Here is an 11,785-nt window from a genome sequence, read left to right on the forward strand (position 1 = left end):
TTTTCTATTCACAAGGGATACGTATGCCTGAGTAGAGCGCTTTCTCTCATAGTAAAAGAGAAACTGTTCTATTTCAGGCTTTTTTTATTTGAATCGGGGGGATTCTAATATGAAATCACTAGTTGGAGTCATAATGGGAAGTACGTCAGACTGGGAAACAATGAAATATGCTTGTGACATTTTAGATGAATTAAATATACCGTATGAGAAAAAGGTTGTATCCGCTCATCGGACTCCGGATTATATGTTTGAATATGCAGAGACGGCTCGTGAACGTGGATTGAAGGTTATTATTGCTGGAGCTGGTGGAGCAGCACATTTACCAGGAATGGTTGCAGCGAAGACAAATCTTCCTGTAATTGGAGTTCCAGTTCAATCAAAAGCATTAAACGGCTTAGATTCATTATTATCCATCGTCCAAATGCCAGGGGGGGTTCCAGTTGCAACTGTTGCAATTGGTAAAGCCGGTTCAACGAATGCTGGATTACTTGCTGCACAAATACTTGGATCATTCCATGATGATATACATGATGCATTAGAATTGAGACGAGAATCGATTGAAAAAGATGTGCGCGAAGGTAGTGAGCTAGTATGACGAGAATCATTTTACCTGGAAAAACAATCGGCATTATTGGAGGCGGCCAGCTAGGAAGAATGATGGCATTGGCAGCCAAGGAGATGGGATATAAAATTGCTGTTTTAGATCCTACAAAGCATTCACCATGTGCACAAGTTGCTGATATTGAAATCGTTGCACCGTATGACGATTTAAAGGCAATTCAGCATTTAGCAGAGATAAGTGATGTTGTCACATATGAATTTGAGAATATTGATTATAGATGTTTACAATGGCTTGAAAAACATGCTTACTTGCCACAAGGTAGTCAGTTGTTAAATAAAACGCAAAATCGTTTTACAGAAAAGAATGGAATTGAGAAGGCTGGGTTACCGGTAGCAACGTATAGATTAGTTCAAAATCAAGATCAGCTTACAGAAGCAATTGCTGAGTTATCATTCCCTTCCGTCTTAAAAACGACGACAGGTGGATATGATGGGAAAGGGCAAGTTGTTTTAAGAAGTGAGGCTGATGTTGAGACAGCAAGAAATCTTGTGGATAAAGCAGAGTGTATTTTAGAGAAATGGGTGCCTTTTGAAAAAGAAGTATCTGTTATTGTGATTCGTAGTGTAAGTGGTGAAACGAAAGTGTTTCCAGTAGCGGAAAATATTCATGTAAATAACATTTTGCATGAATCTATCGTTCCAGCTCGTATTACAGAAGAGCTTTCTCAAAAAGCAATTGCTTATGCAAAGGTACTTGCGGATGAATTAAAACTTGTGGGAACACTAGCTGTAGAGATGTTTGCTACAGCTAATGGTGAGATTTACATTAATGAATTAGCACCAAGACCTCACAATTCAGGACACTACACACAGGATGCATGTGAAACGAGCCAATTTGGTCAACATATTCGAGCAATCTGTAATTTACCTCTAGGAGAAACAAATTTGTTAAAACCAGTTGTCATGGTAAACATTTTAGGCGAACATATAGAAGGGGTCCTAAGACAAGTGAATAGACTAACCGGGTGCTATTTACACTTGTATGGAAAAGAAGAAGCAAAAGCACAGCGAAAAATGGGGCATGTTAATATTTTAAATGATAATATTGAAGTTGCTCTAGAAAAAGCGAAGAGTTTGCATATTTGGGACCATCAAGAACAACTGTTGGAGGGAAAAAGATGATTAGTCGTTATACACGCCCTGAAATGGGTGCGATTTGGACGGAAGAGAACAAATTTAAAGCGTGGTTAGAAGTTGAGATTTTAGCTTGTGAAGCATGGGCTGAGCTTGGCGACATTCCAAAAGAAGATGTTAAAAAAATTCGTGAACATGCATCATTTGATATTGATCGTATTTATGAAATTGAAAAAGAAACACGTCATGACGTAGTTGCATTCACTCGTGCTGTATCAGAAACGCCGACATTAGGCGAAGAACGTAAATGGGTTCATTACGGTTTAACATCTACAGACGTAGTAGATACAGCATTATCTTACATCTTAAAACAAGCGAATGAAATCATATTAAAAGACTTAGAGAACTTTGTAAGCATTTTAGCTAACAAAGCGAAAGAGCATAAATACACAATCATGATGGGAAGAACACACGGTGTTCATGCAGAACCAACAACATTTGGTTTAAAACTTGGTCTTTGGTATGAAGAAATGAAACGTAACGTAGAGCGTTTCAAGCAAGCAGCTGATACAGTTCGCGTTGGTAAATTATCTGGTGCGGTTGGTACATATGCAAATATCGATCCATTCGTAGAAAAGTATGTTTGTGAAAACTTAGGATTAGAAGCAGCACCAATTTCAACACAAACATTGCAACGTGATCGCCATGCTCATTACATGTCAACACTTGCACTAATCGCAACATCTATCGAAAAGATGGCAGTTGAGATTCGTGGTTTACAAAAGAGTGAAACACGTGAAGTTGAAGAAGCTTTCGCAAAAGGTCAAAAAGGTTCTTCTGCAATGCCGCATAAGCGTAATCCAATTGGATCTGAAAATATGACTGGTTTAGCTCGTGTTATCCGCGGTTATATGATGACAGCTTATGAGAATGTTCCATTATGGCATGAGCGTGATATTTCTCACTCTTCAGCAGAACGCGTAATTTTACCAGATGCTACAATCGCGTTAAATTACATGTTAAATCGCTTTGGTAATATCGTTAAAAACTTAACTGTATACCCAGAGAATATGAAACGCAATATGACAAGAACATACGGCTTAATTTATTCTCAGCGCGTAATGCTTACACTAATCGACAAAGGTATGGTACGTGAAGAAGCTTATGATATCGTACAGCCTAAAGCGATGGAAGCTTGGGAAACACAAGTACAATTTAAAGAGCTTGTAGAAGCTGATGAGCGTATTACAAGCAAGTTAACACAAGAAGAAATTAATGAATGCTTCAACTATGAGCATCACATGCAACACGTTGATACAATCTTTGAACGCCTTGGATTAAACGAAGCGTAAAATTTCATATGGCACAGAATAGAGTCATTCTGTGCCATTATTTATAAAAACATTATTCACATTTTTCAAACTACAGGGGGCTTGCGAAATGCAAAAGCTAGAATTGCTGTATGAAGGTAAGGCAAAAAGAATTTATCGTACAGAATCAGCAGATATGGTTTGGGTAGAGTACAAAGATAGTGCGACTGCTTTCAATGGGGAGAAAAAAGAGACGATTACAGGAAAAGGTCGTTTGAACAATGAAATTACAACTTTATTGTTCAGAAAGTTACAAGAAGTGGGAATTAAAACACATTTTGTTGAGAAGTTATCTGAAACAGAACAACTTGTTAAAAAAGTGAGTATTATTCCTTTAGAAGTTGTCACAAGAAATGTAATTGCAGGAAGTCTTTCAAAACGATTAGGAATGGAAGAGGGAACTGTACTTGCAGAACCAATCGTAGAATTTTACTTCAAAGATGATGATTTAGGAGATCCGCTTGTAACGGAAGATCATATTCGTGTATTAAACGTTGCATCGCCAGAGCAAGTAAGTGTATTACGAGATATGGCTCTACAAATCAATCAAGTGTTGATTGATCATTTCGCAAGCTGTCGTGTAAGATTAGTAGATTTCAAATTAGAGTTTGGTGTAACGGAAGAAGGAGAAATCATTTTAGCGGATGAAATTTCACCAGATACTTGCCGTTTATGGGATGAAACGAGCAATGAAAAGTTTGATAAAGACGTATTCCGTCGTGATCTTGGAAATTTAACAGAAGCTTATGAAGAGATTTTAAAACGTTTAGGGGGAATTTCACATGTATAAAGTTAAGGTATATGTAACATTAAGAGAAAGCGTATTAGATCCACAAGGAACAGCAGTAAAAGGAGCACTTCATAGTCTTTCATTTACAGAAGTACAAGACGTTCGAATCGGAAAGTACATGGAACTAACAATTGATAAATCTGTATCTGATTTAGATAGCAAGGTAAAAGAAATGTGTGAAAAACTATTAGCGAACGTTGTAATGGAAGACTTCCGTTATGAAGTTGAGGAGGTTGTCGCACAGTGAAATTTGCCGTAATAGTATTTCCGGGTTCGAACTGTGATGTCGATATGTTCCATGCAATTAAAGATGAGCTTGGCGAAGAAGTAGATTACGTTTGGCACGATACAGAGAATTTAGATGAATATGATGCAATTCTACTACCAGGTGGATTTTCTTATGGTGACTACTTACGCTGCGGTGCTATTTCTCGCTTTGCTAATGCAATGAAAGCAGTGCAAAAAGCTGCTGAGCAAGGAAAGCCGATTTTAGGTGTATGTAATGGATTCCAGATTCTTGTTGAATCAGGATTACTACCAGGAGCGTTAATGAGAAACGAAAACTTAAAATTTATGTGTCGCACTGTTCAGTTGCGTGTTGAAAATAATGAAACGATGTTTACATCACAATATGAAAAAAATGAAATAATCAATATTCCAATCGCTCATGGTGAGGGGAATTACTATTGTGACGAAGAGACTCTTAAACAATTAGAAGAGAATAATCAAATCGCATTCCGTTACGTAGAAAATCCTAACGGTAGCGTTTCAGATATTGCTGGTATTGTAAACGAAAAAGGAAATGTACTTGGTATGATGCCACATCCAGAGCGTGCTGTAGATGAATTACTTGGCGGTGCTGAAGGGTTAAAAGTCTTTCAATCTATCTTAAAACAGTGGAGGGAAACATATGTCGTTAATGCTTGAACCAAATCCAACACAAATTAAAGAAGAGCGTATATATGCGGAAATGGGGCTAACAGACGAAGAGTTTGCCATGGTTGAAAGGATTTTAGGTCGTCTGCCAAATTATACAGAAACAGGATTATTCTCTGTAATGTGGTCTGAACATTGTAGTTATAAAAATTCAAAACCAGTTCTTCGTAAGTTTCCAACGACAGGTGAGCGTGTTCTGCAAGGACCTGGAGAAGGTGCTGGAATTGTAGATATAGGTGATAATCAAGCAGTTGTATTTAAAATGGAAAGTCATAACCATCCTTCAGCTATTGAACCATATCAAGGAGCTGCAACAGGTGTTGGTGGTATTATTCGTGACGTATTCTCTATGGGAGCACGTCCGGTAGCTCTATTAAACTCACTTCGTTTCGGTGAATTACAGTCACCACGTGTGAAATATTTATTCGAAGAAGTAGTAGCAGGAATTGCAGGATACGGTAACTGCATCGGTATTCCGACTGTTGGCGGCGAAGTACAATTTGATCCATGTTACGAAGGAAATCCACTTGTAAATGCAATGTGCGTAGGTTTGATTAACCACGAAGACATTAAAAAAGGGCAAGCGCACGGTGCTGGTAATACAGTAATGTACGTAGGAGCATCAACTGGTCGTGACGGTATTCACGGTGCAACATTCGCGTCGGAAGAACTATCTGAAAGTTCAGAAGCGAAACGTCCAGCGGTTCAAGTAGGGGATCCATTTATGGAGAAACTTCTTATTGAAGCGTGTTTAGAATTAATTCAATCTGATGCACTTGTTGGAATTCAAGATATGGGTGCGGCTGGTTTAACATCATCTTCTGCAGAAATGGCAAGTAAAGCAGGAATGGGTATTGAAATGTATTTAGATGATGTACCACAGCGTGAAACAGGAATGACACCATATGAAATGATGCTATCTGAATCACAAGAGCGTATGTTAATTGTTGTGAAAAAAGGTAGAGAACAAGAAATAGTAGATTTATTTGAGAAGTATGGTCTTGCAGCAGTTACGATGGGGAAAGTAACAGAAGATAAAATGCTTCGTTTATTCCATAAAGGTGAAAAGGTAGCTGAAGTTCCAGCAGATGCTTTAGCAGAAGAAGCACCAATTTATCATAAGCCATCAAAAGAAGCAGCATACTTTGCTGAATTCCAAGCAATGAAAATGGAAACGCCAAAAGTAGAAAATTATAAAGAAGCGTTATTCGCTCTATTACAGCAACCAACAATTGCAAGTAAAGAGTGGGTATACGATCAATACGATTACCAAGTTCGCACAAGTACAGTTGTGACACCAGGTTCAGATGCTGCAGTTGTACGTGTACGCGGTACAGAAAAAGGATTAGCAATGACGACAGATTGTAACTCTCGCTACATTTATCTAGATCCAGAAATGGGCGGTAAAATTGCAGTAGCAGAGGCAGCGCGAAATATCGTATGTTCTGGCGGGGAGCCACTTGCAATTACAGATTGCTTAAACTTCGGTAACCCAGAAAAACCAGAGATTTTCTGGCAGATTGAGAAATCAGTAGACGGTATGAGTGAAGCTTGTCGCACATTACAAACACCAGTTATTGGCGGAAACGTATCGATGTATAACGAGCGTAGTGGCGAAGCTGTATATCCAACACCAACTGTTGGGATGGTCGGACTTGTACATGACTTAAAACATGTAACAACACAAGAGTTTAAGCAAGCTGGCGATTTAGTTTATGTAATCGGTGAGACGAAAGCTGAGTTTGGCGGAAGTGAATTACAGAAAATGATTCACGGTAAAATCTTCGGGCAATCACCAAGTATCGATTTAGATGTAGAATTAAAACGCCAAAAACAAGTATTAGAAGCAATTCAAGCTGGTCTTGTTCAATCTGCACATGATGTTGCTGAGGGTGGTTTAGCAGTTGCGATTTCAGAAAGTGCAATTGGTGCTAAAGGCTTAGGTGCTACTGTGAAATTAGATGGAGAAGCAACAGCAGCATTATTCGCTGAATCACAGTCTCGCTTCGTGATTACTGTAAAACGTGAAAATAAAGAGGCGTTTGAGAAAGCGGTAGAAGCAATCCAAGTTGGAGAAGTAACAAGTACAAATGAAGTAACAATTCATAATGAAGAAAATGAAGTATTACTTACAGCAAATGTAGATGAAATGAGAAAGGCTTGGAAAGGGGCAATCCCATGCTTGCTGAAATAAAGGGGTTAAACGAAGAATGTGGCGTTTTCGGAATTTGGGGGCATGAAAATGCAGCACAAGTTTCATACTACGGATTGCACAGTTTACAGCACCGTGGACAAGAAGGCGCAGGCATTGTCGTAAATAATGGTGAGAAAATTGTCGGTCACAAGGGGTTAGGTTTAATATCAGAAGTGTTTTCAAGAGGCGAGCTAGAAGGATTAAATGGAAAATCAGCAATCGGACATGTACGATATGCAACAGCTGGTGGAAGTGAAGTTGCTAACGTTCAACCATTGTTGTTCCGTTTTTCTGATCATAGTATGGCGCTAGCTCATAACGGGAATTTAATTAATGCAAAAATGCTTCGCCGTGAATTAGAGGCAGAGGGAAGTATTTTTCAAACAAGTTCAGACACAGAAGTACTTTTACATCTTATTAAACGTAGTACGAAAGACTCTTTAATTGAAAGTGTAAAAGAGGCTCTGAATAAAGTGAAAGGTGCGTTTGCGTATCTTTTACTAACTGGAAATGAAATGATCGTTGCGTTAGATCCAAATGGATTCCGTCCGCTTTCAATTGGAAAGATGGGGGATGCTTACGTTGTAGCATCTGAAACATGTGCTTTTGATGTAGTAGGTGCAACATACATTCGCGATGTAGAACCTGGTGAATTACTTATCATTAATGATGAAGGAATTCACGTAGATCGTTTTACAAACGATGTAGAACATGCGATTTGTAGTATGGAATACATTTACTTTGCACGACCAGATTCTAATATTGCTGGTGTTAACGTTCATGCAGCGCGTAAAAATATGGGAAAACGTTTAGCAGCGGAAGCTCCTATTGAAGCGGATGTTGTTACTGGTGTACCAGACTCTAGTATTTCAGCAGCGATTGGCTATGCGGAGGCAACAGGCATTCCGTATGAATTAGGATTAATTAAAAATCGTTACGTTGGACGTACTTTTATTCAGCCTTCTCAAGAACTGCGTGAGCAAGGGGTTAAGATGAAGCTTTCAGCAGTAAGAGGTGTAGTGGAAGGGAAACGAGTTGTTATGATTGACGATTCTATCGTAAGAGGAACGACAAGTAAACGAATTGTTCGTATGCTTCGTGAAGCTGGAGCGACAGAAGTTCACGTAAGAATCGCTTCACCACCTCTTAAGTATCCATGTTTTTATGGCATTGATATTCAAACGAGAAAAGAATTAATTGCAGCAAATAATACAGTAGAAGAAATCCGTGAAATGATCGGAGCAGATTCTTTAACATTTTTAAGCGAAGATGGATTAGTAGATGCAATTGGGCGTCCATATGAAGGGAAATATGGCGGTCTATGTATGGCTTATTTTAATGGGGACTATCCAACAGCTCTTTATGATTATGAGCAAGAGCTTTTAGAAAGTATGAAATAAGAAAAGTGAAAAAAGCTTCTACTTCTTTTGATGTAGAAGCTAGCTCCTTTCTTAAAATAGCCCGCCCTGGATGGGGAGAAATTAAAAGACGAGGTGTAAATAACGATGGCGAATGCATATAAGCAAGCAGGAGTAGATATTGAAGCTGGATATGAAGCGGTATCTCGCATGAAAAAACACGTACAAACAACTATGAGAAAAGAAGTACTAGGCGGTTTAGGCGGTTTTGGAGGTATGTTTGATCTATCAAAATTTGCATTAGAAGAACCTGTATTAGTATCTGGAACAGATGGCGTGGGAACGAAATTGATGCTCGCTTTTATGGCAGATAAACATGACACAATTGGTATTGATGCAGTAGCAATGTGTGTAAATGATATTGTTGTCCAAGGAGCAGAGCCGCTTTTCTTCCTTGATTATATTGCTTGTGGTAAAGCTGAACCTAGTAAAATTGAAAACATCGTCAAAGGTATATCAGAGGGCTGTCGCCAAGCTGGTTGTGCATTAATCGGTGGAGAAACAGCTGAAATGCCAGGAATGTATTCTACGGAAGAATATGATTTAGCTGGTTTTACAGTTGGGATTGTTGATAAGAAGAAAATTATAACAGGTGAAAAAATTGAAGCTGGTCACGTGTTAATTGGCTTAGCATCTAGCGGTATTCATAGCAATGGTTACTCTTTAGTACGAAAAGTGTTACTAGAAGATGGAGAACTATCTTTAGAGCGTATTTATGGTCGCTTAGAGCTACCTCTTGGTGAAGAATTATTAAAACCAACGAAAATTTATGTCAAACCTATTTTAGAACTATTGAAGAAACATGAAGTATACGGTATGGCGCATATTACAGGTGGCGGATTTATTGAAAATATTCCACGCATGTTGCCAGAAGGAATCGGTGCTGAGATTGAACTAGGATCTTGGAAAATTCAGCCGATCTTTAGTTTGCTTCAAGAAGTTGGAAACCTGGAAGAGAAAGACATGTTCAATATTTTTAACATGGGTATTGGTATGGTAGTGGCAGTAAAGGAAGAAGATGCAAAAGATGTTGTTCGTCTTCTTGAAGAACAAGGAGAAACGGCTCGTATTATTGGACGTACTATACAAGGAGCTGGTGTTACTTTTAATGGGGGCACAGCACTATGAGTAGATTAGCGGTTTTTGCTTCTGGAAGCGGATCTAACTTTCAATCTCTCGTTAATGCGGTAGAAGAAAAAAGATTGGATGCAGAAATTAGTTTATTAGTATGTGATAAACCAGAAGCACGCGCTGTTGGTCGGGCACATTATCATCATATTCCGTATTTTGCTTTTTCAGCGAAAGCATATGAGTCAAAAGAAGCGTTTGAAAAAGAGATATTAAAGAAGCTAGAAGAATATGAAATTGACTATGTTATTTTAGCTGGATATATGCGTTTAATTGGGCCGACGTTACTAGAAGCATACGGCGGGAAGATTATTAATATTCATCCATCATTACTACCGAGCTTTCCGGGTAAAGATGCTGTCGGTCAAGCATTAGAAGCAGGTGTGAAAGTAACTGGAGTAACGATTCATTATGTAGATGCAGGTATGGATACAGGGCCAATTATTGCGCAAGAAGCAGTAGTTGTTTCTGAAGGGGATACGAGAGAAAGCTTACAAAATAAAATTCAACAAGTTGAGCATAAATTATACGTAAATACAGTGAATCAAATTGTTCAGTCTGTGAAAGAATCAACTGTTAACTAACATACAACCAGGGGTGAAAGATAAATGAAAAAGCGTGCATTAGTAAGTGTTTCAGATAAAACAGGAGTAGTAGAATTTGTTAAAGGGTTACTAGAACAAGGGATTGAAGTTATTTCAACAGGTGGTACGAAAAAGTTACTAGAAGCAAACGGCTTACAAGTAATTGGTATTTCTGAAGTAACTGGTTTCCCTGAAATTATGGATGGCCGTGTGAAAACATTACATCCAAATATTCATGGTGGTCTATTAGCAGTTCGTGATAATGAAACACACGTAATACAAATGAATGAATTAGGTATTCAGCCAATTGACTTTGTTGTTGTTAACTTATACCCATTTAAAGAAACAATCGCTAAGCCTGATGTAACATTTGCTGATGCAATTGAAAATATTGATATCGGTGGCCCGACAATGATTCGCTCTGCTGCGAAAAATCATCAATTCGTATCTGTAATTGTAGATCCAGTAGATTATGATGTTGTATTAGCAGAACTAAAAGAGAACGGCGAAGTAATGGATGAAACGAAACGTAAACTAGCAGCGAAAGTATTCCGTCATACAGCAGCATATGATGCGCTAATTTCTAACTATTTAACAGAGCAAATGGGTGAAGAAAGTCCAGAAACATTAACTGTGACATTCGAGAAAAAGCAAGACTTACGTTATGGCGAGAACCCACATCAAAAGGCAACTTTCTATAAAGCGCCATTCGCAGCAACTTCTTCTGTTGCATACGCAGAACAATTACACGGTAAAGAATTATCGTATAACAATATTAATGATGCAGACGCAGCGCTCAGCATCGTAAAAGAATTTACAGAACCAGCAGTAGTAGCAGTAAAACATATGAATCCATGTGGTGTTGGAGTAGGAACTGATATTCACGAAGCATATACTCGTGCTTATGAAGCAGATCCAGTATCAATCTTCGGCGGTATTATTGCAGCAAATCGTGAAATTGATAAAGCTACAGCAGAAAAGTTACACGAAATTTTCTTAGAAATCATTATTGCACCTTCTTTCTCAAAAGAAGCTTTAGAAGTATTGCAAAGTAAGAAAAACTTACGTCTACTAACTGTAAATATTGAAAAAGCGACAAGTGCAAGCAAAAAACTAACTTCTGTACAAGGTGGGCTTCTCGTTCAAGAGGAAGATACGTTATCATTAGATGAAAGTACAATTTCAATTCCAACGAAACGTGAACCTTCAGAGCAAGAATGGAAAGATTTAAAACTAGCTTGGAAAGTTGTAAAGCATGTGAAATCAAATGCAATTGTTTTAGCGAAAGATGATATGACAATTGGTGTCGGTGCAGGGCAGATGAACCGTGTAGGTTCTGCAAAAATCGCAATTACACAAGCTGGTGAAAAAGCACAAGGTAGCGCACTTGCATCTGATGCTTTCTTCCCAATGCCAGATACATTAGAAGAAGCAGCAAAAGCAGGAATTACAGCAATCATTCAACCGGGCGGATCAATCCGTGATGAAGATTCTATTAAAGTGGCGGATACGTATGGGATTGCTATGGTGTTCACTGGCGTACGTCATTTCAAACACTAATAGAGGATGTTTAAAAGGTCCGGTCGAGATAACCTTCGCAAGTCGTCGTTGCAATGCCAGTGCGGTACTCATGTAGGAAAGCTACACTCCGTGTCCTCCTGGCAAATGCG

At 38.6% G+C, this 11,785-nt stretch carries 11 protein-coding genes; all 11 read left to right on the plus strand.

The genetic code is table 11. From position 1 onward, the window contains the following. The first annotated feature begins 109 nt into the window (after nt 1-109). The 11 genes from purE to purH all read left to right on the plus strand — a co-directional run bounded on the left by purE (nt 110) and on the right by purH (nt 11,675). Nucleotides 110-595, plus strand: a complete 486-nt coding sequence (purE, locus tag BCG9842_RS01575; RefSeq protein ID WP_000839369.1) for a 5-(carboxyamino)imidazole ribonucleotide mutase — start codon at nt 110-112, stop codon at nt 593-595. Beyond that, nucleotides 592-1,743 (plus strand): 5-(carboxyamino)imidazole ribonucleotide synthase, encoded by a 1,152-nt coding sequence (purK, locus tag BCG9842_RS01580; protein WP_000196768.1) that lies wholly within the window; start codon nt 592-594, stop codon nt 1,741-1,743. Before purE ends, purK begins: the two co-directional genes overlap by 4 nt. Further along, the gene (purB, locus tag BCG9842_RS01585) at nt 1,740-3,047 is read left to right on the plus strand and encodes an adenylosuccinate lyase (protein ID WP_000625687.1); all 1,308 of its coding nucleotides are present in this window, start codon (nt 1,740-1,742) and stop codon (nt 3,045-3,047) included. The genes purK and purB overlap by 4 nt, the downstream gene beginning before the upstream one ends. A gap of 88 nt (nt 3,048-3,135) precedes the next feature. Continuing rightward, complete coding sequence (purC, locus tag BCG9842_RS01590) at nt 3,136-3,855, plus strand: phosphoribosylaminoimidazolesuccinocarboxamide synthase (RefSeq protein ID WP_001170545.1); 720 nt, start codon at nt 3,136-3,138, stop codon at nt 3,853-3,855. Further along, nucleotides 3,848-4,102 (plus strand): phosphoribosylformylglycinamidine synthase subunit PurS, encoded by a 255-nt coding sequence (gene purS / locus BCG9842_RS01595; RefSeq protein ID WP_000278823.1) that lies wholly within the window; start codon nt 3,848-3,850, stop codon nt 4,100-4,102. Before purC ends, purS begins: the two co-directional genes overlap by 8 nt. Next, the gene (gene purQ / locus BCG9842_RS01600) at nt 4,099-4,782 is read left to right on the plus strand and encodes a phosphoribosylformylglycinamidine synthase subunit PurQ (RefSeq protein WP_000666782.1); all 684 of its coding nucleotides are present in this window, start codon (nt 4,099-4,101) and stop codon (nt 4,780-4,782) included. The genes purS and purQ overlap by 4 nt, the downstream gene beginning before the upstream one ends. After that, entirely contained in the window at nt 4,766-6,985 is a 2,220-nt protein-coding gene (purL, locus tag BCG9842_RS01605) for a phosphoribosylformylglycinamidine synthase II (protein ID WP_000055594.1), read from the plus strand. Before purQ ends, purL begins: the two co-directional genes overlap by 17 nt. After that, on the plus strand, nt 6,970-8,385 hold the full coding sequence (purF, locus tag BCG9842_RS01610; protein ID WP_000879026.1) for an amidophosphoribosyltransferase: 1,416 nt from the start codon (nt 6,970-6,972) through the stop codon (nt 8,383-8,385). Before purL ends, purF begins: the two co-directional genes overlap by 16 nt. 105 nt (nt 8,386-8,490) lie before the next feature. Beyond that, entirely contained in the window at nt 8,491-9,531 is a 1,041-nt protein-coding gene (purM, locus tag BCG9842_RS01615; RefSeq protein WP_001262424.1) for a phosphoribosylformylglycinamidine cyclo-ligase, read from the plus strand. Beyond that, entirely contained in the window at nt 9,528-10,115 is a 588-nt protein-coding gene (purN, locus tag BCG9842_RS01620; RefSeq protein WP_000088586.1) for a phosphoribosylglycinamide formyltransferase, read from the plus strand. Before purM ends, purN begins: the two co-directional genes overlap by 4 nt. A gap of 24 nt (nt 10,116-10,139) precedes the next feature. After that, a complete protein-coding gene (purH, locus tag BCG9842_RS01625; protein ID WP_000745398.1) occupies nt 10,140-11,675 on the plus strand; it encodes a bifunctional phosphoribosylaminoimidazolecarboxamide formyltransferase/IMP cyclohydrolase in 1,536 nt (511 codons plus the stop codon). Nucleotides 11,676-11,785 lie beyond the last annotated feature (110 nt).

Source organism: Bacillus cereus G9842, assembly GCF_000021305.1.
Taxonomy (GTDB): Bacteria; Bacillota; Bacilli; order Bacillales; family Bacillaceae_G; genus Bacillus_A; species Bacillus_A thuringiensis_S.